A 24,856-nucleotide genomic window follows, 5' to 3' on the forward strand; every position below is an offset into this window, starting at 1 on the left:
GGGTCGCCCGCAGACGTTGTGACGAACTTAATCCCCTGATCGATGATGAAATCGACAATATTCGGGTCGCGCACAAAGGCTTGCGCGACGTTTACGCCGAATGGCTTGTCGGTCAGATCTTTCATCTTGAGAATTTCGTCGCGGATCACGTCCAGTTCTCCAGACGAGGTCTCGATAATGCCCATGCCGCCGGCATTCGAAAACGCCGAGGAAAGCGGTGCGCGGGCGATCCAGCCCATTGCAGCCTGAATAATTGGTTTCTCGATACCCAGCATGTCGGTGATGCGGGTTTTTACGGGTGCAGCTGCCATATGACTTCCTCCATTTTGCCGCTACAAGACGCAGGAAACGCGAGGCTCGCAAGACCTTGCCTTGCGTCAGCGATCACACTTCGGAGAGCGAGACTCTTGCAAATTCTTGTCGATGCCGACGCCTGCCCCGTGAAGGAAGAAACCTACAAGGTTGCCCTTCGGCATGAAATGCCGGTCCTGATCGTCGCCAATTCCTATATTCGCATTCCGGAGCACCGCCTGATCAGCCGCAAGATCGTTTCAGACGGATTCGACGCAGCAGACGACTGGATCGCCGAAGCCGCAGGACCCGGCACCATCGTCATCACGGCAGACATCCTGCTGGCTGACCGGGCTCTGAAAGCCGGTGCACGCGTACTTGCGCCCAATGGCAAGGCATTTACCAACGCCTCAATCGGTAGCGCCGTCGCTGTGCGTGCCATTCATGCCGATTTGCGCGCTGGTCTCGGGGATGGCATCCAGAGGGGCCCGGCGCCTTTCTCCAAAGCAGACCGTTCACGCTTCCTGAATGCGCTGGACGCCGCCGTGGTGGCCCTGAAGAAAACACGGGACTGACCAGGCGGGGTCGCGAGACACTTGCCCTTAACGCCTGAAGTGCTACAGCCTCGCCATGAACGGCATTACACTTCACAAGGGCGACCTGCCCGCTGGTCTCGACTTTGGCCCGGTTGTGGCAGTCGACACAGAGGCGATGGGCCTCAACCTGCTTCGCGACAATCTCACACTCGTGCAACTCTCCTCCGGTGACGGCACAGCTCATCTCGTCCAGCTCGACCGGGATTATGACTGCCCGAACCTGAAACAGGTTCTGACAGACCCGAACGTTTTGAAACTGTTCCATTTTGCCCGGTTTGACGTTGCAATGATGAAGCGCTGGATGGGCATTGATTGCGCGCCGATCTGGTGCACCAAGATCGCTTCCAAGCTGGCGCGCACCTACACAGATCGCCACGGCTTGAAAGATGTCGCCCGCGAAATCGCCGGGGCGGACATGTCCAAGGCACAGCAGAGCTCTGACTGGGGCTCAGCCGAGCTGACAGACGCCCAGTTGCAGTACGCCGCGTCTGACGTTCTCTACCTGCACAAGATCAAGGACGGCCTTGAAGCGATGCTGAAGCGCGAGGGGCGACTGGAGCTGGCGGAAGCCTGCTTTGCGTTCCTGCCAATTCGCGCGACGCTGGACCTGTCTGGTTGGGACGATGTGGACATCTTCGCACACAGCTAACGAAACCGTCATGCCTTCGCCGCTTTTGTTTCCAAGGTTGGGCCGCTAAACGTTTTACCCACTCATTCCAGCAGGCCATTTAGTTTTCATGGACGCCGTCAAGCATCACGACCCGGCATCATTATGGGCGCCCCGGCGCCAGCTGACGCTTGCCCAGGCGCGGAAACGATCTCAGGGCGTTCGCCTGTTGCGGCTCGGCTTTTCCACGTGTGCAGCTGTCGCGATCGGCCTGTTTCTCGGTTACATTGTGCGCAGCGCGATTGCGAAGGATGCGACGCCCGTTCAGGTTTCCCAAGGCCAAGCCGTTACCATGGTGAACCCGCGCTTTTCCGGCCGTGACTCCGTAGGGCAGAGTTTCCAGATCGTCGCAGACGCTGCAAGGCGTCGCCAAGCGACGGAAATGCTCGTCGATCTGGTCAATCCTGTAATGCATGACGAGACCGGCAGTGAAATCCGCGCTCCGTCCGGTATGTATGATCGCGATGCCGGGATTCTCGAATTGTATGAGGATGTTCGCATTCTCGACTCGAACGGCTTCACCTTCATGACTTCAGGGGCGCGCGTCTTCGTAAACGAGGGGCGAATTGAAGGGCTTTCTCCCCTGCAAGGCAGAGGGCCCCTTGGCGATATCAGCTGTGACTCGTATGAAGTTCTGGAAGATGGCAACCGCGTCATCTGTAAAGGCAATGTGAAAACGGTGCTCTATCCGACGACCGAAGAACCGTCGGAACCTGAGACGACTGAAGGTGAGGCCGATGGCTCTGATGAATAAGCTTCTTGTAACGCTGACGGCTCTGATTGCGTTTGCCATGCCGGCTTTCGCGCAGATCTCGTCCGAAGGCGGCCCGATCTATATCAATTCCGAGCGCACAGAGAGCCTGGAACTGGAACGCAAGGTATTGCTGATTGGCAATGTCGATATCCAGCAGGGCGATGCCCGCCTGAGAGCTGACACGGTTACGATGATTTTCGCTGAGCGACCTGCCGGTGCAACGCAGTCATCAACAGTTGGCGGCGGTTTTGGTCAGGTTCAGACCATGATCGCGGAAGGTAACGTCTTCTACATCACGGCAGACATGAAAGCGAAAGGCGACCGCGGCGTCTATGATGCGGCCAGTGACGTCATCACGATGACCGGTAATGTGGCCCTGATGCGTGAGCGTGACGTTGCCGAAGGCGCAGTGCTGCGGGTGGAAATCGGCAATCGGCGCACCACGCTGGATGGCGGCGACGGACGCACGCGAATGGTCCTTGAGCCCGACAATCAAACGGCGAACTGAACAAATTTTAGCGCAAGCGTGAAGCCGATCTTAAGTATGTCGGGATAAGCCATCCTCCGGGTTGGCAAACACCAGTAGATTGAGGGAAGTGAACAGAGATGGCGGATCCGGCCGAAGGCCTTGTCGTAAGCAATATTGCCAAGTCTTTTGGCAAGCGACAGGTTGTGCGGGACGTATCTCTAAGCCTTCAACGGGGTGAAATTGTCGGCCTGCTTGGACCCAATGGGGCCGGCAAAACGACCTGCTTTTACATGATTATGGGCCTCATCGGCGCGGATTCGGGATCAATTTCGATTGACGGCGAAGACGTGACCCGCCTGCCCATGTACCAGCGCGCACGCCTCGGCGTGGGCTATCTTCCACAGGAAGCCTCCATTTTCAGGGGCATGACCGTGGAAGAAAACGTCATGGCCGTTGCGGAACTTGTCGAAAAGGACCGCGCGAAACGAATGGCACAAGTCGATAGCCTGCTCAGCGAATTGCATGTGGAACATCTACGTGGCCAGGCGGCGACCTCCCTCTCCGGGGGCGAACGTCGTCGCGTAGAGATCGCCCGTGCACTCGCCTCTCGTCCGAGCTTCATGCTACTGGATGAACCGTTCACCGGTATCGACCCACTCGCCATTTCCGACATTTCCGAACTTGTCCGCTACCTGAAGCAACGCGGCCTCGGGGTCCTGATCACGGACCACCAGGTGCGCGAAACGCTACAGATCGTCGACAAGGCCTATGTTATGTATGAAGGTGAAGTCCTCTTCGACGGTACGCCGCAAGACGTGCTCACGAATGAAGAGGTCAGACGGGTCTATCTGGGTGAACAGTTCGCCGCTTGAGGAAAGGCGCGGGCTTAGGAATGAAACAGTCACTCGACATGCGCCAGGGCCAGTCCCTGGTAATGACGCCGCAACTCCAGCAGGCGATCAAGCTGCTGCAACTTTCCAATCAGGAACTTACCGAGTTCGTTGAAGCCGAGATTGAGCGCAACCCGCTTCTGAACAAGGGTGAGGAGGATTCGTCCGGCGATTCCGAACGCGCGCAATCAGACAACCGGGAACAATTGTCGCTCGATGAATCTTCTGGTCTCGGTGCTGCGCGAGATCAATTGGATGCGCCGGGCGAGGATGTCTATGAACCCGGCACGGGCTCAGACACTGCGACGCCCGCTGGCTCCAGCGGGCCATCTGCCAAGGCAGACTGGTCTGGCGTTGGTGGCGGCGGCTCCAGCGAAGACTTCGACTATACAGCCAATCTGAGCTCAGACGTTTCCCTGCACGAACATCTTCATACCCAGCTGAATCTCGCGCCCCTGTCGGCGGCAGACCGCCTGATTGCGTCGCGCCTGATCGACGAAACCGACGACACGGGTTACCTGCGCGCAGATATCGAGGAAGTCGCTGTCGCACTTGGTGCCGACACGGCCAATGTCGAAGCTGTGCTGTCGGTCTGCCAGGGCTTTGACCCGACTGGTGTGATGGCCCGCTCCATTCCGGAATGTCTCGGCCTGCAGCTGAAAGAGCTCGGCCGTTACGACCCCGCCATGGAAGCGATGGTTCAAAACCTTCAACTGGTTGCGAAGCACGATCTGAAAGGCCTTGCCGATATCTGTGGTGTCGACAAGGAAGACCTGCTCGACATGATGAGCGAGCTGCGCCAATTGTCACCCAAGCCAGGCTCCAGCTTTGCCAGCGATGCCTCCGTTGCTGTGACACCAGACGTCTTCGTCCGGGAACTGCCGAATGGGATGTTCGCGGTCGAACTGAATTCNGANAANCTGCCCCGTGTCCTGATGGACAAGGCATATTATGCCGAAGTCACGGCTCTGCCGATGCGCGAGAAGGAGAAGGAATTTATCTCCGAATGCGCCGCGTCNGCCACNTGGTTGATCAAGTCTCTGGACCAGCGNGCCCGGACCATTCTGAAAGTGGCCAGCGAAATCGTACGCCAGCAGGACGCCTTCTTTGCACACGGTGTCGCACATTTGCGCCCGCTGAACTTGAAGCAAGTCGCNGATGCCATNGAAATGCATGAATCGACCGTCAGCCGCGTGACCACGAACAAATACATGTCCACACCGCGCGGTCTGTTTGAATTGAAATACTTTTTCTCAGCAGCAATCCCGGCAACAGGCGGAGGTGAAGCGCACTCCGCTGAGGCTGTCCGTCACCGGATCAAGACCCTGATCGATAATGAAACACCCGACAATGTGCTCTCGGATGATCAGATCGTCGAAATCCTGACGGGCTATGGTGTCGATATTGCCCGCCGGACGGTCGCAAAGTATCGCGAAAGCCTCAACATTCCATCCAGTGTCCAACGCCGCCGCATCCTGCGCGCCAGCGCCTGACCCTAGTTTGTGCCTGATGCNTCAGTCGGCGCAGGATCGAACATCNCATTCAGATAGGCCGCCAAGCGCACNCCGCCTTTGCTCATCTGCTCGTTGAGGATCGGCCGCGCCATATAAGCGTAGTCATAAGACAGGATTTCCGACTCCGGATAAATCGTGTCGCGAATAGCAGCGCTTTCATCGGCCCATTGCGCAGGGGTCGCTTTCCCCCATTCACCGAGATCTGCCGGTGTGATCTTCTGGATCAGCCAATTCGCCCATTCCGAATAAGACAATTCTTCATACTGGATCAACTTCTCATCCCAGACTTCATGGAGATTGGACATCTCTTCAAAGAAGACGACGTCGACCCAGTTGCCGCCNCGGTCCTTGCCATTTCCAGCATGAAGAGGCTGCTGCAAATCACCGACAAGGTGCACAATGAAGCGCAGCGCGAGTTGACGGTCTTCCAGACTTNCACCCTCATCCATCGCGATCGCCCGGAATTTGGTGAGCGCCGTAATCGCATCCCCAGCCTCTGGCGGGGTCGTCTCTGTATAGCGCATCCCCTCGGGTATCGTCACATAGTGCCAGGGATTAGCTTCAGATCGCCAGAAAGCGTCTGGATTGGAGCGCATGTAATCCGCCCAGTCAGAAGCCTCGGCGAGCCCCTCCGGTCCCAGAATATCCTCAACAGCCTGCGCGGCCGGCTCGCTAAGGTATTCCGTGGCAACTTCACCCACAATCCGATGACCGGTTTTNCCCCACGCCGACGCCGGCAGAGCCAATGCGGCGAGAGAACANGCGAGCGCGATTGTNCGAAACATGGGAATACCTCCAGATCGGAAACAGGACACCAGAAAGCCCTAGCGCCGAGATACGTCAACCACGTGACGCGCCATGCCTTCTATCTCTTCAGAGATAGGGCTGAAGCTCTGCGCGCTTNGGTAGGCTTGGCTGGGCTCCNGGNCGGGTACATGCCACCGCGCCAGCCGCCACCGCAAAAGCAAGCGCGGCTTCNGGAGATTTTCCTTCAATCATTGCAACCGTCAACGCAGCGGTAAACGTGTCCCCTGCCCCGACNGTATCGACGACCGTCACTTTTGGCGCCGCAACTCGCGCGATTTCCTGCCCACCACGCCAGAGAGCCGCGCCATCTCCGCCAAGTGAGATCGCGATATAGGCATCAAGCTTGTGCAAGGCATCGCCGTAGAACGCAGCTTCGGTTTCGTTCACGCTGATCAGGTCAGCCTCCGCGAGTAAAGCGTCCGGCACGTGCATGGCAGGCGCAAGGTTCAGGCTAACAAAGCCTGTCGCCCTTCGAGCTGCTGCGAGCAGAGTTTCCGCGCGAACCTCCAGCACACCCATCATATGTTCGATGGGTATTTGCGCGACATCGTCCGGACGAAGCACATCATTTGCACCGGGGCAAACAACAATCTGGTTTTCGCCATCGCGAGACACCGCAATCAAAGCCACACCTGTCGTCTCACCATTCACGTGCTGAACGTTGGACAGGTCTACTCCGCCTGACTGCAGGAGTTTCAAAGCTTCATCGGCCATATCATCTGCGCCGACTGCGCCGACAAGCTGCACATTCGCGCCGAGGCGGCGCGCGGCCAAAGCCTGGTTTGCGCCTTTCCCGCCGGGATGGCGGGCGAGCTTTGCGCCGGTCACCGTTTCTCCCGGTCGAGGCAGCGCGGAGCCGGTCGCAACGATGTCAAGATTGATCGATCCGACGACGGTTATCATACACGCTCCATCAAACTGACGAGAAGGTCAAAGAAGCCATCCGCATCCGCGTGGCTGATCCAGGTGTGCGGCCCCGACTCCATCTTCCGAGGCAGTGTCTGACCAAACTGCTCCCCCACTTCGGTCTCGACCGAAACCTTGGCGCGATAGCCACTGAAAAGTTCGGGGGCCAGCATAAAGCCAATTGTAGACGGATCATGCATCGGCGTGCGCTTACCCTTCCACTTCTCTTCCAGAACGTTCGCCGCTTCCAGAAGACGCACCATGATCTTTGGTCGTTCGCCTGGTATGTCCCGCAGGCGATCTACATACTGATCATGCGCGCGCACCTGATGGGTAGCATCCAGAGGAAGCAGTATCGCGGGCACACCGCTACTCAGTACGATTTCCGCCGCATGCGGATCGGCAAAGACGTTGAACTCCGCAAAGGGCGTGATGTTGCCGCCCTCACTGTCTGCACCGCCCATGATCACCAATTGCCGGATATGGTGCGCGATGTCAGGCGCCATGACCAGCGCTGTCGCCACATTGGTCATCGGCCCGGTGATGATGATCGAAATTTCATTCGGCCCGGCCGCCCGAAGAGTGCTGATCAGGGCGTTGACGGCATGAGACGAACCAAGAGGGGTTTCCGGTTCGAATGGGTCGAGACCCGCTATGCCGCTCTCGCCGTGAAAATCCTCAGCCGTTACAGGCAGTCGCAGTATGGGCCTCGGGCATCCGGCAAAGACAGGTACGTCCTCGCGTCCCATCAGATCGCACATCATCCGTGCATTCCGGCTGGTCAGATGCAGCGGAACATTACCAGCGACCGTTGTGATGGCCCGCACATCCAGCGCAGGGCTGGCCAGCGCCATCATCAACATGACGGCATCATCCACGCCGGGATCGCAGTCAATTATCAGGGGAAGAGTGGACATCAGGCTCCGCAACACAGGCTATCGAGTGACAAAACAGACGACAATGCCTAAGCATGAAGCCTGCCCTTGGCCAGAGGATTGTTCCGTGACTGACGCTCAAATCCCCCTGAAAGACAGAATGAAATCGGCGGCTATTGCGGCACGCGAGAACGCGCATGCGCCTTATTCCCGGTTCAAGGTCGGTGCAGCCGTACTGGATGATCAGGGACGGATTTTTGCGGGATGCAACATGGAGAATGCTGCCTATCCGCTCGGCACCTGCGCCGAGGCGGTGGCGCTGGGTGCGATGATCGCAGCTGGTGGAAAGACCTGTTCGCATGTGCTGATCGTTGGCGGAGATGGTGATCTGTCACCATGCGGCGGCTGTCGTCAGCGTATCGCTGAATTGTGCACATCTGATTGTGTCGTATCCGCGGTATCGGCCGACGGAGCCATACTCAAGGAATGGAAGATGGCAGACCTTCTGCCACATGCGTTCGAATTTGACCGTTAGTCCTGCTTGGAAGCTTGTTCTGCGTCCCGCTCGCGGTCTTTGGCCTGCAAATCTGCAATCGCATCAAGATAACGCTGGCTGAGCGGCGGGCTCGTCAGGTCCAGCCCCATCGCCTCCAGCGCCATATCCGTTGTCACTTTTTGTCGCCGCCGACCGACAAGGCGCGCCACCATGCGACTTTCCGCAATCAGCTTTCCCTTGCTGTGAAACCGGTGACGGAAGCAGATATAGCAATCCTCCCACCCGACGAGTTGCGTTGTCAGTTCGAATTTCTGCGGAAACTTCATCATTCGATAGAATGTGATGGATTCATGCTGGACGATCGGGCTCCAGCCTCGCTTTCGATACGTCATCAGCGCACCGGTCCGGCCCATATAGTTCATTGTGCCAAGATCAGTGAAAGACGAATAGCGCGAATTGGTCATGTGACCGAGCGGATCCTGGTCCCCGATCCAGACCGAAGACCGGATCGTGTGCACATCCATCAGCCCAGTGCGCTTCTTCGTGAAGAACGCCGGTAGGAATATGCGGAGGAACCGGAAGAACAGATTCATACAACAACTCTCTGCCCGCATTATGGAGCATAAGGTAACCAGACTCTTTCAGCGTCGATGGCTGGTCGCGCGGTGACAGTATCCCTCCGGAATACTCCGCCGCTTGTCAGTCATTCAGCTGGACAGGAGAGCATCCGCAAGACGCGGGCCAGAATTGTAGTAAATATTGCAGGAAGCACGAAAAAAGCCGGCACATTCTGTGCCGACTTAGTTCAGATGGAGAAGCACCAGAGCGTTGCTTCACCGACTCTATGCATCAGATCCAAAATCGTTCGAATTTTTGTTGCGATTATGAGTTAACGCTATCAGCTGCCGCGTTAACGTGGTTGCGCCCGTACAGTATCAGCAGGGCAACCAGCCCGATTGACGTGCCCTGACTGGAAAAAAGCTCCAGCATCAATGCGAAGAACCAGCCCGGAATGGAAGTGCGCGTTTGGGCCTGAACAAGGATGTCGCCGCTGCCTGTGCCAAGCAATTCTGCATTGGCTGCATCAATCCGCGCCTGCAGGTCATCGCGGCGACGGGCAAGGCCAAGTTCGTTCTGCGCATCACGATAGGGTTTCTGATGCGTACGCCCCACGCGTTCAACTTCCGCCAGATATGCCTCCAGCCCCTCAACCGAGCGCGTCTCAGGGGGAATCCCCTCCAATTGTCGCCGCCAATCGGTGATCTGCATTTCCAGCACGTCCCGATTTGATCCAGCCTGTACCAATTCGGCTTCGGCTGCGCGATTATTGGCAGCAATATACATTTGCGTGCCGACGATAGACGTGCCGCCCCCCGCCAGGGCGAACAGAAGGGCACGAATGCCTTCCTTCATCCGGCCATTGGCAGAGTGCCAATAGAAGAAGGTAAATCCGCCAAAGGAAATGACCGCGGCAATCACACCGGTCCAGCCCCAGACGCCAGACTGCAATGGGTCGGCGACTGAACTGGAAAAGGCCTGGTAGTTCGCAAAGCCCGACAGCCCAGCCGCAGCCAGACCAGCGCCAAGAAACACAAGCGCCAGTAAAGTGATGATGATCTTCTCGCCGGTGTGGCGCCCTTGCCGCGCTGTCTTGCGCGCCGCTTTGGCCTCTCGCCGTATCTCGCCCTGTGATCGGACACGCTGCCCCTCCCCCAAATGNACCACTCTNGGCTCGGTCTTCACGACTGCGCGGGTGGCGCGGATAGGGGCGACAGAATAATCTGTATCNACAATGTCCCGAACCACGGGCGAAGAAGCAGGCTCTCCCGTCTCAAGCGCGCGAACCAATTCCCGGAACGAACCCGACGCGCCACAATTGCTGCAACTGAATTGCTCACTGACNTGGTTAAGAGTCAGGCTGTTGTCTCCTGCCTCGATGCAATCNTGCGTCAGGCGGCATGTGCTTTTTACCTCTGCCTCATCNTGACTGGAATCAAGATCGAGCCCGAGTTCCCGGAGCCGTTGCAAGTCAAATTGGCGACGATCGTCCGCCATGCAGCGCCTCCTACAGGTTCCCGGCACATGTTCCCCACGTGTTCTAGCCAATCCGAGGCCGGTTCGTCACCCCCACACCACACGTATCGATAACGTTTGCGCCAGCGATGTTGTTACACCTTTACGAGGGTGGCCCCGTGACCTTAAGTCTTTNGCAATCCGCATTGCCGGACACTTCTATAAAACACGGCCCGCCTCAGGCGGGTTCACTGGAGGAACTCAATGACGCTGCCCCGCTCGCTCGCCATTCCAAAGACATGGAAAAATTTCAATTATGCGAGCTTTTTCTCGGCCTTCGGTTATCCCGCGCTTGGCCTGGCCCTGTTCATCACCATGATCGTGCTGGGCCTCGCCCTGACNCAGCTGACCTTCCATTGGTGGTACATTCCNTTGGCCGTTGCCGTAATCGGCGCGTCNATCTTTGTCTGTAATGCTGGCATCGGGCCGCTTCACCGCATCCTGCAGCACCGGGCCGGCGAACTGGCCATGCCGGGCCAGATTGTCACCATGATCAATCTCGTGATCGCCATGCAGGGCAATGTGAAGGATTGGGTGAATTATCACTCGCAGCATCACCGCTTCTCAGACAAGCCGGGCGACCCGCACAACCCCTTCGAGTCCAAGCGCTGGGCGTGGGTTGGCTGGATCCTGTGGCGCGACAAGAAGGACACACAGCGCCCGCTGGCCATGTGGTTGAAGAACCAGCCAGCCGTCGTCTGGATGGACCGCTTCTATAATGAGATCAGCCTGGTGGTGCACCTCGTCATCCCGGCGGCGATCTATCTCGTCGTATGGGCCGCCGGTGGCTCGCTCCTGCTGACCGCGCTGATCCANGCCTCGGTCGTGATCGGTCGCGCCATTCAGTTCCACGCCACCGTTTATGGCATCAATGTGCTCGGCCACCTGAAGACTCCGCTCTGGGCTGATCACGTCATCGGGTTGCTCACCGGCGGGGAAGCCTTCCACGATCATCACCACGACCAGCCGGTCAGTGCGCTGCACCGCCCGCGCCGCGGCCTGTGGAACCGGATTGTCGATTATAACGGCACCATCCTGCTCGCNATGGAAAAGATCGGCTGGGTGCGAAATCTGAAGATCGCGCCACAATTCGCCTGATCAATCCTNTCAACATCGGGAGACGCTGGCTGCTGAAAATGAACAGTCAGTCATATTAACCGGGTGCGGACCATCATTCGCACCCGATTACCTTCCTAACAACGCGTTAATGCCACATGTGTGCCTGATTTCGCCCAGACATTGATCTACATCAGGCCGGGTGGCCAGATCGTTGATTACTGGGAAGGGACGCACGCATGAAAAAGCTCATCACCACGCTCGCCGCTGGCGCAGCCGCCATCTCCTTGATGGGACAGGCTTCCGCCAAGATACCCGCACCGGAACCCGAAGATGATCCGGGGGCGGTGCATTCCTACATCCTGCTGGACCGAACCGGCTCCATGAGCAGCATCTGGGATGAAGCGCTCACTTCTGTAAACGCCTACGCCGCCAGCGTTGGCGAAGCCGACGAGGGAGAGATCGAAGGCGATGACATCAAGACAGATGTCACGCTCGCCATATTCGACTATCAGGATGGCATGCAGTTTGACGTGCTGCGCGACAAGGTGACGGCAGAAAACTGGACTAACGTCACAAACGACGAAGCCAATCCACGCGGCATGACCCCCCTGTTCGATGCCATCGGACGCATCGTCTCCCGNGCCGAGGCAGACAATCCTGAAAAGGCCGTGATCGTNATCATGACCGATGGCCTTGAGAATTCTTCCCGTGAACTGACCAAGGATGGNGCAAAAGCTGCGCTNGATCGCGCCGAGGCCAAGGGTTGGGAAGTCGTTTTCCTGGGCGCAGAATTCGCCCGGTTCGATGATGCAGAGGCCGTCGGCGTATCTGCATCCAAGACCATGGCCGTNGGACAGGGCTCGATGAGAGAGTCCATGTCTGCGCTCGCGAAGAAGTCGCGGGCCTATGGCAAGGGAGAAGAAGCNGAAATCATCTTCGANGAAGAAGATCGTGCGATTGCTGATGAGGAAGGCGTGAAACAACGCAAGGGACAGTAACGGGGACGACCGGGAGCCGGGCTCCCTGTCTTCCTCGCGGCCCGCTTCCATTAAAAAGGCCCGCCCCTTTTCGGGAGCGGGCCTTGAAGCGTTCCTGAAAGGCTTTGGCCGATCAGCGCGGCGACATGCGGATCGCGCCGTCGAGNCGGACGTCTTCACCGTTGAAGTAGCCGTTCTTGATCATTTCGCAGGCGAGCGAGGCATACTCGTCCGGATTACCAAGACGGGCCGGGTTCGGCACGGAAGCGGCCAGCGCCTGTTTCACATTGTCCGGTGCGCCCTGCATGAGCGGCGTGTCGAAGATGCCCGGCAGGATCGTGTTCACACGGATCAGTTCACGCGACAGGTCACGTGCNATCGGCAGNGTCATGCCAACCNCGCCGCCCTTGGAGGCAGAGTANGCAGCCTGNCCCATCTGTCCGTCTTCAGCCGCGACAGATGCGGTGTTCACAATCGCGCCGCGCTCACCTTCGATCGGGTCCAGTGTCATCATGCCAGCGGCAGATTTGGCGATGCAACGGAAGGTACCNACCAGATTGATCTGGATAATCANGTCAAACTTATCGAGCGGGAAATGCTTGATCTCGCCGGTTTCCTTGTTGCGGCTGGCGGTCTTGATCGCGTTGCCGGTGCCCGCGCAGTTCACAAGGATACGCTCCTGGCCGTTTGCCGCGCGAGCCTTTTCAAAGCCGGCATCAACAGACGCCTCATCGGTGACGTTCACTTTGCAGAAAACGCCGCCAAGCTCGCTGGCGAGAGCTTCACCTTTTTCTTCGTTCAGGTCGAACAGGGCAACTTTGACGCCTTGTGCGGCCAGTTTGCGGGCTGTCGCTGCGCCGAGACCAGACGCACCGCCGGTGATGACTGCAGAGATGTTAGAGTTCAGTTCCATGGGCTGCTGCCCTCCCTTGTTTTTGTTGATACACTACTGGTCTATAGTGCTGACAGGAGTTCGCAATGTCTGACGCAGCGGAAATAATAAACATGGTGCAGGACGCCNATGGCNGGTTCACGCCGCAATCGGTGGAGCGTATGGAGCGCGGCGCGAAAGGCCTCGTNCCGAAANTGCTGANAGTCGCCGGAAAGATACCGTTTGCGGATGACCTAGCGGCAGCCTATTTCGCNGCGCGCGATCCNGACACGCCACTCAAGGCAAAAGGCGTTCTGTTTGCGGCGGCGGCCTATTTCGTGATGCCAATCGATCTGATGCCGGATTTCCTGGCCGGGCTTGGCTTTACGGACGACGCAACCGTGCTCGCCACAGCGCTCGGCATTGTGGGCATGCATGTGAAGGACGTGCATCGCGGAATGGCGCGCCGCCTGCTGCGCATGCCCGAACCAGTCAGNCGCGAAGACTGATCCAGTGACACTCTCAACCGGCGTCCTGCTCGCATCGATCGCTCTCGGCGTCCTGTACGGCGTCGCATTCTGCTGGCGTCCGCACAGCCTGCTCAAACTGATTGTGAAAACCGGCTCCACCGCCCTGCTCGCGCTNTGGGCATATTTGCTNGGCGGCCCGGTCCTGCTGGTGGCTGGGCTGGCTNTGAGCNCTCTTGGCGATTTCTTCCTTGAGGCTGATGAGAACGACAAATTCCTGCTGCCCGGCATGGCCGCATTCTTCGCGGCGCATGTNGCCTATATTGCGCTGTTCTGGGCCCTGCCACANGCAGATCGGACGCTCTTGATCCTNGCCGCACAGATTGGCCTCATCGCCTGCGGCGTCGTCTTTATCCGCTGGCTCGCGCCGTGGGTNACGAAAGACATGCGCTTNCCGGTGATCGGATACGGCGCGATCATCCTGATGATGGGCGCAGCGGCACTCCGGCTAGACCCCACCTATCTTCCCGTGCTTCTGGGCGCGCTCATGTTCATCGCGTCAGATGTGATCCTGTCGTTTCAATTGTTTGTCAGGCCAGCAGATGCACCGAAACGCGCCCTGCCCTCTATCGCGCTCTGGTTTCTCTATTATGGGGGTCAGGCGCTGATCGCCTGGGGCGTGCTCCGCAACCTCGCCTAGCGGGGCCGATCGCCATTGACCGTGGCGCGGCGCATATGCCGACGATGGCCGTGATAATCATTCAGCGCGTAGTGCCAGACACAGCGATTNTCCCACATGGTCANATCGCCCGCCTGCCAGCGCACGCGGCANGTATTGCGCTCCTCGCGCGACAGGTCGAACAGATAGGTCAGCANAGGGCGGCTCTCTTTCCGGCTCCAGCCAGCAAAACGCAGCGTGAAGGCCGGATTGACGAACAGCCCCTTGCGGCCAGTTTGCGGATGGGTGCGGATCACNGGATGTTCGAATTCCGGCGCATCNGGCGCNGATTTCGCGTCCATCGACTGGCGCACCGCCGCCGAATAGCCATCNGCGCCNTATTCCTTGCTGGCCGTATGGATGGCCGTCATGCCCTCCAGCGTCTTCTTCAACCCGTCAGACAGGCGGTCGTAGGCGGCCTGTTGGTCAGCAAACAGCGTGTCCCCACCATAGGGCGGCACTTCGATGGCGTGCAGCACAGAGCCAAGGGCAGGCTCCTCCAGAAAGCTCATGTCGGAATGCCAGCCGCCGCCGAAATTGGTTTTCTCGTCCGGTTCCTTGATGATTTCCAGCAGCTCCGGATGGCCGTCCATGCCCTTCACATACGGGTGTATATTCAGCGTGCCGAACCGCCGCGCGAAATCCTTCTGCTGGTCCGGCGTCAGCCCGTTCTGGCCGCGCAAAACGATCACCTTGTGATCGAGAAACGCCTGATGGATCTCATCGAACTCGGCATTCGACAGGCCGCTGAGAAGGTCTGCCCCGAAGATTTCGGCGCCGAGAGTGCCCGACAATGGCTGAATGGTCAGGGTCATGCGCTCTACTGAACCACCGACCTGCACACGACGCAATATTGTCATTTGCGCCCGCCAAGGAAATGTGAGACAGACGCGGCGGGCCAGGCGCCCCCAACGGCGCTCAGCCTATCTGTGAGGATAGGAGTAAAACAGATGACCGATGTCGCCAAACCCGGCGTGCTGCCAGCATGCCCGCATTTTTCTTCCGGACCGACCGCAAAGCGCCCCGGATTTTCCCTTCAAAATCTTGAAACCGCCGCCTTGGGCCGTTCGCACCGCTCTGCCGATGCGAAGAAGAAGCTGAAAGCCGCGATCGATCGCACGAAAAGCATTCTGGGCATTCCGGATGATTATCGCGTGGCCATCGTGCCGGCGTCCGATACGGGCGCGGTCGAGATGTGCATGTGGTCCATGCTGGGCGCAAAGCCTGTGGACGTGTTCGCCTGGGAAAGCTTTGGCCAGGACTGGGTTACCGACGCGACCAAGCAATTGAAGCTTGCTGACTGCAACACCTATATCGGCGATTACGGCGAGTTGCCGCCTTTCGAAAAGGCACGCGACGATGCCGACATCATCTTCACATGGAACGGCACCACGTCCGGCGTGCGCGTGCGCAATGCCGACTGGATCAAGCCAAACCCGGACCGTGTCGTGATATGCGACGCGACCTCTGCTGCCTTTGCACAGGACATCGAATGGGAAAAGCTCGATGTCATCACCTATTCCTGGCAGAAATGCCTGGGCGGTGAAGCAGCTCACGGGATGTTGATCCTGTCACCGAACGCCGTCCGCCGTCTGGAAACCTACACGCCAGACCGCCCGCTGCCGAAAATCTTCCGCATGACCAAGGGCGGAAAGCTGAACGAAGACCTGTTTCAGGGCGCAACAATCAACACGCCCTCCATGCTATGCGTGGAAGACTATCTTCAGGCGCTCGACTGGTGCGAGAGCCTTGGTGGCTGGACGGGCATGAAGGCTCGCTCCGATGAGAGCCTTGCCCATCTGACGGACTGGGTCGCGAAAACCGACTGGATCGATTTCCTCTGTCCGGATGCGGATCTTCGTTCGAACACAGGCGTTACACTGACAATCACGGATTCGCGCGTTGCCGGTCTGGACGAAGCGGGCCAGCGTGCCTTCGTCAAGGCGATGATGAAACGGCTCGAAGCTGAGAACGCATGCTATGACGCTGCCGGTTACGCCAAGGCCCCTCCGGGACTGCGCATCTGGTGTGGCGGCTCTGTTGAGCCATCCGACGTCGCCAAGCTGACACCGTGGCTCGACTGGGCCTTCGCTCAAGAAGTCGCGGCACTGTAAGGCCACGTCCAGACTTGCTTTTCCTGCCCTCTCTCATCCTCGGCCCTGCTGAGGATGGGGGACGCAGCCCTCAATGCTCATGAAGAGACAGACACATGACCAAAGTCCTGATCGCTGACAAACTCAGCCCCGCCGCCGTCGATATTTTCAAGGCGCGCGGAATCGAAACCGACATCAAGGTTGGCCTTTCAAAAGAAGAGCTGATCGAGATCATTCCACAATATGACGGCCTTGCCGTTCGTTCTGCCTGTAAACCGGATGCAGACGTCATTGCCGCCGCTGACAATCTGAAAGTCATTGGCCGCGCCGGAATTGGTGTCGACAATATCGACATCAAAGCCGCCACCGCCAAAGGCGTGGTGGTCATGAACACGCCATTCGGCAACGCCATCACGACGGCAGAACACGCCATCGCCATGATGTTTGCTGCAGCCCGCCAGATCCCGGCCGCCAATGCCCGCACACAAGCTGGCGAATGGCCGAAGAAAGACTTCATGGGAACGGAAGTTTCCTACAAGACACTTGGTCTGATCGGTTGCGGCAATATCGGCAGCCGCGTTGCCGAGCGCGCCATTGGCCTGAAGATGAAAGTGGCCGCATATGACCCGTTCCTGACGGAAGAGCGCGCCGTTGAACTGGGCGTTGAAAAGGTCGAGCTTGAAGAATTGCTCGCCCGCGCAGATGTCATCACGCTGCACGTTCCGCTTACAGATCAAACCCGCAATGTCCTGTCCCGAGAGGCGCTTGAGAAAACCAAGAAGGGCGTCATCCTCGTCAATTGTGCCCGGGGCGGCCTGGTCGACGAGCTCGCGGTGAAAGATTTGCTGGAAAGCGGCCATATCTCTGCTGCAGCCTTCGACGTATTCGCCGAGGAACCGGCGAAAGAGCACGCCCTGTTTGGCACGCCAAACTTCATCGCTACGCCGCACCTTGGCGCGGCGACGACTGAAGCACAGGAAAACGTCGCCCTTCAGGTGGCGGAGCAAATGGCCGACTATCTGCTTTCCGGCGCGGTCACGAATGCGCTGAACATGCCGTCCATCACCGCTGAAGAAGCCCCGCGTATCAAGCCGTTCGCAACGCTGGCCGAAAAAATTGGCAGCTTCGCCGGTCAGATCTCTGACTTCGGCTATGACGAAGTCGTCATCGAGTATGAAGGCGAAGTGGCTGACCTGAACCGCAAGCCGCTGACGGCCGCCCTGCTCGCAGGTCTGCTGCGTGCCTCCCGCGGCGATGTGAACATGGTCTCCGCCCCGGCCATACTGGCCGATAGCGGCGTCAAGCTGACCGAAACGAAGACTGAGGACAGCCCGGTCTATGACAGCCTGATCCGCATCAAGGTGAAAACCAAAGCGACCAAGAACGCCCCCGAAGGCGGCTGGCGGACACTGGCCGGCACGATCATCGCCGGACAGCCGCGCATCGTCGAAGTGAAGGGCATGGCGCTGGAAGGCGACTTCTCGCCGGTCATGCTCTACATCAACAATCTGGACACGCCGGGCTTCATCGGTGCGCTGGGCCAGATGCTGGGCGAAGCCAACATCAACATCGCCACTTTCCATCTCGGCCGCACAGCTGCTGGAGAAGAAGCGATCGCGCTCGTCGGAGTAGACGCTGTTCCGCCAACCGACATGATCGAGAAGCTCGATGCGCTGCCGCAAGTTCGTTATGCGAAAGCGCTGACATTCTAAGCCAGAGCGGCGCGTTTCATACGCGCAGCGCATAGATACTATGCTTCAAGGGCGGGCTGATCGGCGGATCGGCCCGCCCTATCTGCTCCTTTCAACACGCAAAGGAGTTCTCAAATGGCCAAGATCGCCATCGTTTNTCATTCAGGCTACGGCCATACAGCCAAGGTCGCCGAACACGTCCGGAAAGGCGCTGCCAGCACCGGTGCGGAGGTCACGCTCTACAAAGCCGAAGATCTCGCCTCCCCCGAATCAGGCCCCTGGAATGAGCTGAACGCCGCAGATGGCATCATTTTCGGTGCGCCGACCTATATGGGCTCGGCCTCTGCCCAGATGAAACAATTCCTCGATGCCACTTCCAAGGCATGGTTCACCGACGCCTGGAAAGACAAGATTGCTGCTGGTTTCACCAATTCCGGTTCGCTCGCAGGTGACAAATCCAGCACGCTGAACCAATTCTCCACCATCGCCGCCCAGCATGGCATGGTCTGGGTGAATTTCGGTTTGAAATCAGGATTCAACGCCTCCGGACACGACTTCGCCGGCGCCCTGAACCGTGCCGGCTTCTATAATGGCCTTGCTACCCAGGCGATGACTGACCTGTCCGCTGAGGAAGGCCCCGACGCCTCAGACCTGAAGACAGCCGAGCTGTTTGGCGAGCGTGTCGCAAATGCCACCCTGCGCTGGGTTCGCGGCGCAGCCTGACGGAACGGAGTTGACGGCGCGGCGTTCGCTCCCTTCATTGGGGAAAATTACATAGGGTTAACATATGAAACGCGCCGTCTCGCTCCTGCTTTGCTCGTCCATTCTTGCTNCAGGNGNNGCTAGCGCCGACATTCTCAGTGAAGCGCGTTTCGGCGTCATGCAGGAGAATATCTGCATCCTCGATTGCGACAATGCGAACAAGGAGCCCGGCCAGAACATCAGCGCCGAGCTCCTCTTCGCCTCTCCTGACTTTCTCGACCTGATCTGGAGCCCGAAGCCCTATGTGATGGGCAGCCTGAACACGCAGGGTGACACGAGCTTCGGCGGGTTCGGCCTGCACTGGTCGTTCGATTTTGCCGACAAATGGGCCTTCGAGCCGAGCGTCGGCTATGTCATCCATGATGGCGAACTGGCCAGCCCCTTCCCTCAAGGCGACCCGCGCGGCGACGCGTTCACCGANGAACACGTCCTNTTCGGCTCGCGNGANTTGTTCCGCACGACATTCGGCCTTCATTACGAGATCAACGAGACCTGGGGGGCGGAGCTGCTCTACGAGCACCTCAGCCACGGTCAGATCCTCGGCAATGGCCGCAATCAGGGCATCGACAATATCGGGCTGCGCGCCACCTACGCATTCGGGAATTAAGCCCTCCCGCTGCGGAACCCCTTGTGAAACGCAGGCGTCGTGACACTCTTCCTCCCATAAAAATAATGGGAGGAAACACGCATGCCGGACAAGCACATTGTCATTNTCGGCGCTGGCCTTGGCGGGCTGACCGCCGCCATCAAGCTGCAGGAAGCCGGCTACGACTTCACAATACTGGAACAGGCGGGCCGTGTCGGCGGCACCTGGGCGCAAAACACCTATCCGGGCTGCGCCTGCGATGTGCCCGTGGCGGCCTACCAGCTGTCATTCGCCCAGTCGATGAACTGGACCCGCGTGTATCCNCAACAGCCTGAAATCCAGGCCTATGCCGAAGAGATCACGGACCGCTACCAGCTGCGCCCGAACCTCCGCCTGAACGAGGCCGCAGAAAAGGCTGTCTGGGATGAAGCGACGAAGATGTGGACCATCACCACCTCCAAGGGTGAAACGCTGACCGCTGACGCGGTGATCGGCGCGCTGGGCCAGTTGAACCGCCCCTTCTGGCCGGANATTCCCGGCAAGGACAGNTTCAANGGNNCNNTNATGCATTCTGCCGAATGGGANCATTCGGTTGAACTNGANGNCAAGCGGATCGGCATTNTNGGCTCNGCCGCCAGCGCNGTGCAGATCATNCCCGAAGTCGCNAANACCTGCGCCAANGTCGGNGTNTTCCAGCGCTCGCCCAACTGGGTCATCCCACGCAATGACCGCTTCATCTCGCCAGAGGAGATGGCGCTGATGTTCACCATTCCGGACAAGGCGATGGAATTCGCAGAAATGAACCGCAAGCTGATCTATGAGAATGCGGACTATTTCTTCTGGCAGGCCTTTGAATGGACACCGGAAGGCCGGGCGCACTTTACGCGCCTCGCCACGGATCATTTGCACGAGCAAGTGCCGGATGAAGAGATGCGCAAGAAACTGACGCCGGATTATCCCGTCGGCTGCCGCCGCATCCTGATCTCGGACGACTACTTCACCACACTGATGCAGTCGAATGTCGACCTGATCACGGATCACATCGCAGAGATCGTGCCGGACGGCATCAAAACCGTGGACGGAAAGACCCACGAATACGACGTGCTGGCGTTCGCCACCGGATTCGAGACCACAGGCTGGCGCTGGTCGGTCGATGTCATCGGCCGCGATGGCCAGTCGATCACCGACGCTTGGGAAGACGGCCCCGAAGCCTATCTCGGCATCACCGTGACGGGCTTCCCGAACTTCTTTGTCCTCTACGGCCCAAACACCAATCTCGGCCACAACTCCATCACCTTCATGCTGGAGCGTCAGGTGGAATACACGCTCAAGGCGCTGCAGGCGCTCGACGAAAAAGGCGCCGCCGCGCTTGTGCCGACCGAAGCCGCACAGGCCGCCTACAATGCTGACCTTCAGGAAAAGCTCGGCAAGACGGTCTGGGCCGACCCGGCCTGCAACAGCTGGTACAAGACCGGCACCGGCAAGATCACCCAGAACTGGAGCGGCCACACCCGCGCCTACGCCGACGCCGTCGCGGAGGTGAAGCTGGAGGATTATGAGCTGGTGCCATAAGGGCCCCGGTCACTGGGCCCCAATCACGGGCATCGCCGTACATAAAGCCCGCCAAAATTCCGTGTCGCCATTCCTGCTCAATTGATATATTCATATAACAATATGANTTCGAGCGAGATCGGAGACGNGTGNATGGCGAATTGTGGATATGTAACCCTGCCCAATGGGCGCCAGATTCACTTCCGCGCCGAAGGCTCCGGCCCGCCCTTGCTCGTCCTGCACCCTTCGCCGCAGCATTCCGGGGCGATGGGCGCCGCCCTCAACGCCTTCTCCCCGCTTTGCACCTGTATCGCGATGGATACGCCCGGCTATGGCTGGTCGGATGCGGTCGCGCTGGAAACGNCCACAGTTTCCGACTACGCNATCGTGCTCAATGACGCGATGACGGCACTCGGCTTTGACCGATACTTTGTCTACGGCGCTGCCACGGGTGCGCAGTTCGCGGCAGAACTCGGCAAGCTCTATCCGGATCGCGCCAGATTCGTGATGCTGGATTCCAACGGCCACATCTCCGATGAAATGGCGACGCGCCTGATCGACAATGGCTATTTCGCGGATGTTACGCCGCGCCGGGATGGCGGCCACCTGCTGACCTATTGGGACATGTGTCGCCAATTGTTCTTCTCTTTCCCGTGGAACTCGGATGATCCGGCCGAACGCCTGGGGCTGGACCTTGCGCCGGCTGACATGACGCATGCGATATTCCTGCGATACCTGCTCGCGGGGAAAGATTACGCCAAAGCCTACAAGGCTGCGCTCCACTCCGAGAAACGAGCGCATCTTGATGGGCTGAATGTCCCCTCCATCATGACCCGCTGGGAAGGAAGCCCGGTAAAAAACATTGCGGACGACCTCATAAACATGGGCCTGCCTGAATGCATCACCGTCCATTATGCTGGCGCTGGTCTCGATGCGCGCTACGGTGTTCAGGCAGACGCCCTGAAACAACAAATCGCGACGCAGGCCCTTCCGTCTACAAACGCAGGTTCGCTGGTCAAACCTGACCCGTCGACAGATCTCCGCCGAACCTATCTGTGNACGNATTTCGGCCAGCTTCACGCCTACCGCCTTGGCGGTGGCAGTCAGNCGCCCCTGGTCCTGCTGCATGCTGCGGGGCAATCCGGCGNGCAAATGCTGGGNCAGGCCGCGGNGCTGGCAAAGGACCGCCCGGTNTGGGTGATTGACCTGCCCCATCATGGCGGCTCATTCGATCTGCCTGAAGGTGGAACGATCAGCCTGGACACGCTCGCCACCTACATTCAGCTCGGCCTGAAATCTGCNGGGNTCGACCATGCCGNCTTCACTGGCCGTGGCCTCGGCGGCGCCATCGCTGGCAAAATCTCCGGAAACACAGCGACCGCCGCCGTACCGCCAGCCCATCATGAAGACCTGCCGGACCTGGCACCGCAGGATGATGGTACGCACCTGATCAGGGCATGGTCCACGTGCCGCGACATGGCAATCTTCCATCCCTTCTGGGATCATCGCGTAGCGGCCCAGCGCGACACCCCGCTCGACCTCTCGCCCGCAATCCTCCATGCAAAGACGGCGGACATGTTGCGGGTCGGCGCCAGATGGCGGGAGTTCATGCAGCTGGAACTCGCCGAAGCAGGCCTTTCAGGCATCGCATAACCGGGCAGATCCCAGCACGCAGTTCCGCGCCTTATCCGTCTGAGACGTCCTGCTTCCACACTTGGTGGCATGAGCAAGGATTCCTCCTTCATCGCCATGGGGCTTGGNCTGGNAGAGCACGCGCTGCTCGATGTGATCGCGCGGGACAATCTGCATTTGCGGCCCGTACACATGCCGCGCACGCGGCGCGCCCGGGCCAATGGCCGGTTGAAACTGATCGAGCAAATTGTCCGACGATTGATCGCCATGATGGCGCTCGGCCTGCATGTTGTCTTTGCACCGCCGAAACAACGCGCGCCCTCGCCAGATTTGCCGGACGGCGTGGAGATAGTCNTATTTCCCGGCGCGGTGGAGTATCATCTCACCCTCCNGCCAGCCTCACAACANCTCAACCTATCAGANCCGTTTCCAGAAATTGCACGCAATGGTTGTGCGCGTGCCGGCCCGGTCTCCACGGCCAGATTGCTCGCCCGCGTCCGGGCGCTTCATCGCCTCCTGAAATCTCCTGAAGCTGCCGCCAAACGTCTCGCCCGCAGCTTCCAGCGCCTCAAGGCAAAGGGCCGCCCCAGCCCGGTGGCGGGTCCTGCGCCGAATGCGTTTCGCCTCAACGCCGAGCTTGGCGCACTCTCGACCGCCCTTCCCGGTCTGCTGAACGCAAGGCTNNTGTCGGCCTGGACTGATTCCGGCTGAGCCAGCCGACAATGCGCCCACCCTGCCGGAACGCACNCCGCGTCTCCGGTCACAGGAGAATCCGCTCCCGCCTGCGACAAAGGTATTTCACTCTTCCCCTTGCAATTGCCGCTCAAATCCTGCCCAAGTCCCGGCGGACTTTCAGGAGCAGGAATCATGGCCGGAGTAGTGGTTGTCGGGGCCCAGTGGGGCGACGAAGGCAAGGGCAAAATCGTCGATTGGCTATCCAGCCGCGCCGATGTCGTGGTGCGCTTTCAGGGCGGCCACAATGCCGGCCACACGCTGGTTATTGACGGCAAGACGTTCAAGCTGGCGCTGCTGCCCTCCGGCCTCGTGCGCGGCGGCAANCTCTCNGTCATTGGCAATGGCGTCGTGGTTGATCCGTGGCACATGCTGGAAGAGATCGACGGCATCCGCGCGCAAGGCGTTGATGTGACGCCGGAAACCCTGATCCTGTCTGATAATGCCTCCCTTATCCTGCCCTGGCACAAGGACATCGACGCTGCCCGTGAAGGCGCGCTCGGCGCTGGCCAGATCGGCACGACAAAGCGCGGCATCGGCCCGGCCTATGAAGACCGCGTNGGCCGCCGCGCCATTCGCGTCGCAGATNTGGCAGATCCGGCCGCACTGGACCTGAAGATCGAGCGCCTGCTCGCCCACCACCGCCCACTGCGCGCCGGTGTTGGCCTGCCAGAGCCAGACGGCCCGGCGCTGAAGGCTGAATTGCTGAAAATTGCTGACAAGATCCTGTCCTACGCACAGCCGGTCTGGAAGCTGCTGGATGAGGAAGTCCGCGCTGGAAAGCGAATCCTGTTCGAAGGCGCTCAAGGCGTGATGCTGGACGTTGACCACGGCACCTATCCCTTTGTGACCTCTTCAAACGTGGTCGCCGGAAACGCATCTGCCGGATCGGGCGTCGGCCCCGGCGCAATCTCCTACGTTCTCGGCCTCGCAAAGGCCTACACCACCCGCGTCGGCGCGGGCCCCTTCCCCACAGAACAAGACAATGAGATTGGCGAACGNCTCGGCACGATCGGCCGCGAAGTTGGCGTGAACACGGGCCGTGCGCGTCGTTGCGGCTGGTTTGACAGCGTCATGGTCCGTCAGGCCTGCGCCACCTCCGGCGTCAACGGCCTCGCCCTGACCAAGCTGGACGTGCTGGACGGGTTTGACGAGATCAAGGTCTGCGTCGCCTACAAGCTGAACGGCAAGGAAATCGATTACTATCCTGCTGGCCTCACCGACCAGGCCGCTGTCGAACCGATCTATGAAACCATGCCCGGCTGGAAGGATTCGACTAAGGGCGCACGCTCCTGGGCCGATCTGCCGGCCGAAGCCGTCAAATATGTTCGCCGTCTGGAAGAACTTGTCGGAAAGCCCTGCGCCCTCGTCTCCACCTC

General features: G+C 59.2%; 25 protein-coding genes. 18 read left to right on the top strand and 7 right to left on the bottom strand.

Features of this window, described 5'->3' with window-relative positions; all coding sequences use genetic code 11:
* Nucleotides 1-311 (bottom strand): nitronate monooxygenase (locus CBB91_RS10490; RefSeq protein ID WP_273014004.1); only part of this gene is annotated, 311 nt, incomplete at its 3' end.
* Between the two features lie 96 nt (nucleotides 312-407).
* On the opposite strand from CBB91_RS10490, the gene CBB91_RS10495 reads away from it, so the two are divergent.
* The 6 genes from CBB91_RS10495 to rpoN all read left to right on the top strand — a co-directional run bounded on the left by CBB91_RS10495 (nucleotide 408) and on the right by rpoN (nucleotide 5,160).
* Nucleotides 408-866: a YaiI/YqxD family protein gene (locus CBB91_RS10495; protein ID WP_273014005.1), complete on the top strand. Its 459-nt coding sequence runs from the start codon at nucleotides 408-410 to the stop codon at nucleotides 864-866.
* Between the two features lie 55 nt (nucleotides 867-921).
* Nucleotides 922-1,536, top strand: coding sequence for a ribonuclease H-like domain-containing protein (locus CBB91_RS10500; RefSeq protein WP_273014006.1), 615 nt, complete (start codon nucleotides 922-924; stop codon nucleotides 1,534-1,536).
* 88 nt (nucleotides 1,537-1,624) lie between these two features.
* Entirely contained in the window at nucleotides 1,625-2,308 is a 684-nt protein-coding gene (locus tag CBB91_RS10505) for a hypothetical protein (RefSeq protein ID WP_273014007.1), read from the top strand.
* A complete protein-coding gene (locus tag CBB91_RS10510; protein ID WP_273014008.1) occupies nucleotides 2,301-2,816 on the top strand; it encodes an LptA/OstA family protein in 516 nt (171 codons plus the stop codon). The genes CBB91_RS10505 and CBB91_RS10510 overlap by 8 nt, the downstream gene beginning before the upstream one ends.
* Nucleotides 2,817-2,914: 98 nt before the next feature.
* Nucleotides 2,915-3,649: an LPS export ABC transporter ATP-binding protein gene (gene lptB, locus CBB91_RS10515; protein WP_035554283.1), complete on the top strand. Its 735-nt coding sequence runs from the start codon at nucleotides 2,915-2,917 to the stop codon at nucleotides 3,647-3,649.
* Between the two features lie 20 nt (nucleotides 3,650-3,669).
* Nucleotides 3,670-5,160, top strand: a complete 1,491-nt coding sequence (gene rpoN, locus CBB91_RS10520) for an RNA polymerase factor sigma-54 (protein ID WP_273014009.1) — start codon at nucleotides 3,670-3,672, stop codon at nucleotides 5,158-5,160.
* Nucleotides 5,161-5,162: 2 nt separating this feature from the next.
* Here rpoN and CBB91_RS10525 read toward each other — a convergent pair whose 3' ends face one another.
* The 3 genes from CBB91_RS10525 to CBB91_RS10535 all read right to left on the bottom strand — a co-directional run bounded on the left by CBB91_RS10525 (nucleotide 5,163) and on the right by CBB91_RS10535 (nucleotide 7,811).
* Nucleotides 5,163-5,966, bottom strand: a complete 804-nt coding sequence (locus CBB91_RS10525; RefSeq protein ID WP_273014010.1) for a S1/P1 nuclease — start codon at nucleotides 5,964-5,966, stop codon at nucleotides 5,163-5,165.
* An 88-nt stretch (nucleotides 5,967-6,054) separates the two neighbouring features.
* Complete coding sequence (locus CBB91_RS10530) at nucleotides 6,055-6,891, bottom strand: ribokinase (RefSeq protein WP_273014011.1); 837 nt, start codon at nucleotides 6,889-6,891, stop codon at nucleotides 6,055-6,057.
* Complete coding sequence (locus CBB91_RS10535; protein ID WP_273014012.1) at nucleotides 6,888-7,811, bottom strand: nucleoside hydrolase; 924 nt, start codon at nucleotides 7,809-7,811, stop codon at nucleotides 6,888-6,890. The genes CBB91_RS10530 and CBB91_RS10535 overlap by 4 nt, the downstream gene beginning before the upstream one ends.
* 85 nt (nucleotides 7,812-7,896) lie before the next feature.
* Here CBB91_RS10535 and cdd point away from each other — a divergent pair, with 85 nt between their 5' ends.
* Nucleotides 7,897-8,304 (top strand): cytidine deaminase, encoded by a 408-nt coding sequence (cdd, locus tag CBB91_RS10540; protein WP_272983660.1) that lies wholly within the window; start codon nucleotides 7,897-7,899, stop codon nucleotides 8,302-8,304.
* Here cdd and CBB91_RS10545 read toward each other — a convergent pair.
* Nucleotides 8,301-8,858, bottom strand: a complete 558-nt coding sequence (locus CBB91_RS10545) for an acyl-CoA thioesterase (protein ID WP_051602827.1) — start codon at nucleotides 8,856-8,858, stop codon at nucleotides 8,301-8,303. The genes cdd and CBB91_RS10545 overlap by 4 nt on opposite strands.
* Before the next feature lie 1,684 nt (nucleotides 8,859-10,542).
* Between CBB91_RS10545 and CBB91_RS10550 the strand changes: the two genes are divergently transcribed.
* Nucleotides 10,543-11,436, top strand: a complete 894-nt coding sequence (locus CBB91_RS10550) for an acyl-CoA desaturase (RefSeq protein ID WP_273014013.1) — start codon at nucleotides 10,543-10,545, stop codon at nucleotides 11,434-11,436.
* A gap of 197 nt (nucleotides 11,437-11,633) precedes the next feature.
* On the top strand, nucleotides 11,634-12,395 hold the full coding sequence (locus CBB91_RS10555) for a vWA domain-containing protein (RefSeq protein WP_273014014.1): 762 nt from the start codon (nucleotides 11,634-11,636) through the stop codon (nucleotides 12,393-12,395).
* Nucleotides 12,396-12,507: 112 nt separating this feature from the next.
* Here CBB91_RS10555 and CBB91_RS10560 read toward each other — a convergent pair whose 3' ends face one another.
* Entirely contained in the window at nucleotides 12,508-13,287 is a 780-nt protein-coding gene (locus CBB91_RS10560) for an SDR family NAD(P)-dependent oxidoreductase (RefSeq protein WP_273014015.1), read from the bottom strand.
* A gap of 65 nt (nucleotides 13,288-13,352) precedes the next feature.
* On the opposite strand from CBB91_RS10560, the gene CBB91_RS10565 reads away from it, so the two are divergent.
* A complete protein-coding gene (locus tag CBB91_RS10565) occupies nucleotides 13,353-13,754 on the top strand; it encodes a YkvA family protein (RefSeq protein ID WP_273014016.1) in 402 nt (133 codons plus the stop codon).
* Between the two features lie 4 nt (nucleotides 13,755-13,758).
* Nucleotides 13,759-14,412: a lysoplasmalogenase gene (locus CBB91_RS10570; RefSeq protein WP_273014017.1), complete on the top strand. Its 654-nt coding sequence runs from the start codon at nucleotides 13,759-13,761 to the stop codon at nucleotides 14,410-14,412.
* Here CBB91_RS10570 and CBB91_RS10575 read toward each other — a convergent pair.
* On the bottom strand, nucleotides 14,409-15,290 hold the full coding sequence (locus tag CBB91_RS10575) for a TauD/TfdA family dioxygenase (protein WP_273014018.1): 882 nt from the start codon (nucleotides 15,288-15,290) through the stop codon (nucleotides 14,409-14,411). The two genes, CBB91_RS10570 and CBB91_RS10575, sit on opposite strands and share 4 nt — an antisense overlap.
* Nucleotides 15,291-15,380: 90 nt before the next feature.
* Here CBB91_RS10575 and CBB91_RS10580 point away from each other — a divergent pair, with 90 nt between their 5' ends.
* The 7 genes from CBB91_RS10580 to CBB91_RS10610 form a co-directional block, all read left to right on the top strand.
* Nucleotides 15,381-16,544, top strand: coding sequence for a phosphoserine transaminase (locus tag CBB91_RS10580; RefSeq protein ID WP_273014019.1), 1,164 nt, complete (start codon nucleotides 15,381-15,383; stop codon nucleotides 16,542-16,544).
* A gap of 95 nt (nucleotides 16,545-16,639) precedes the next feature.
* Nucleotides 16,640-18,235, top strand: coding sequence for a phosphoglycerate dehydrogenase (serA, locus tag CBB91_RS10585; RefSeq protein ID WP_273014020.1), 1,596 nt, complete (start codon nucleotides 16,640-16,642; stop codon nucleotides 18,233-18,235).
* 114 nt (nucleotides 18,236-18,349) lie between these two features.
* Nucleotides 18,350-18,937: a flavodoxin family protein gene (locus CBB91_RS10590; protein ID WP_273014021.1), complete on the top strand. Its 588-nt coding sequence runs from the start codon at nucleotides 18,350-18,352 to the stop codon at nucleotides 18,935-18,937.
* 64 nt (nucleotides 18,938-19,001) lie between these two features.
* The gene (locus CBB91_RS10595; RefSeq protein ID WP_273014022.1) at nucleotides 19,002-19,583 is read left to right on the top strand and encodes an acyloxyacyl hydrolase; all 582 of its coding nucleotides are present in this window, start codon (nucleotides 19,002-19,004) and stop codon (nucleotides 19,581-19,583) included.
* Nucleotides 19,584-19,664: 81 nt separating this feature from the next.
* Nucleotides 19,665-21,134, top strand: coding sequence for an NAD(P)/FAD-dependent oxidoreductase (locus CBB91_RS10600; RefSeq protein WP_273014023.1), 1,470 nt, complete (start codon nucleotides 19,665-19,667; stop codon nucleotides 21,132-21,134).
* A 132-nt stretch (nucleotides 21,135-21,266) separates the two neighbouring features.
* On the top strand, nucleotides 21,267-22,766 hold the full coding sequence (locus CBB91_RS10605; protein ID WP_345906802.1) for an alpha/beta hydrolase: 1,500 nt from the start codon (nucleotides 21,267-21,269) through the stop codon (nucleotides 22,764-22,766).
* 846 nt (nucleotides 22,767-23,612) lie between these two features.
* Nucleotides 23,613-24,856 (top strand): adenylosuccinate synthase (locus tag CBB91_RS10610; protein WP_273014024.1); only part of this gene is annotated, 1,244 nt, incomplete at its 3' end.

Origin of the sequence: Hyphomonas sp. TMED31, assembly GCF_002172815.1 — a bacterium.
Classification (GTDB): Bacteria; Pseudomonadota; Alphaproteobacteria; order Caulobacterales; family Hyphomonadaceae; genus Hyphomonas; species Hyphomonas atlantica.

Excerpts from the sequence above, each read along its gene's own strand:
- CBB91_RS10500 (WP_273014006.1), top strand. The coding sequence starts at position 922 with ATGAACGGCATTACACTTCACAAGGGCGACCTGCCCGCTGGTCTCGAC.
- CBB91_RS10505 (WP_273014007.1), top strand. The coding sequence starts at position 1,625 with ATGGACGCCGTCAAGCATCACGACCCGGCATCATTATGGGCGCCCCGG.
- CBB91_RS10510 (WP_273014008.1), top strand. The coding sequence starts at position 2,301 with ATGAATAAGCTTCTTGTAACGCTGACGGCTCTGATTGCGTTTGCCATG.
- lptB (WP_035554283.1), top strand. The coding sequence starts at position 2,915 with ATGGCGGATCCGGCCGAAGGCCTTGTCGTAAGCAATATTGCCAAGTCT.
- CBB91_RS10535 (WP_273014012.1), bottom strand. The coding sequence starts at position 7,811 with ATGTCCACTCTTCCCCTGATAATTGACTGCGATCCCGGCGTGGATGAT.
- CBB91_RS10545 (WP_051602827.1), bottom strand. The coding sequence starts at position 8,858 with ATGAATCTGTTCTTCCGGTTCCTCCGCATATTCCTACCGGCGTTCTTC.
- CBB91_RS10580 (WP_273014019.1), top strand. The coding sequence starts at position 15,381 with ATGACCGATGTCGCCAAACCCGGCGTGCTGCCAGCATGCCCGCATTTT.
- serA (WP_273014020.1), top strand. The coding sequence starts at position 16,640 with ATGACCAAAGTCCTGATCGCTGACAAACTCAGCCCCGCCGCCGTCGAT.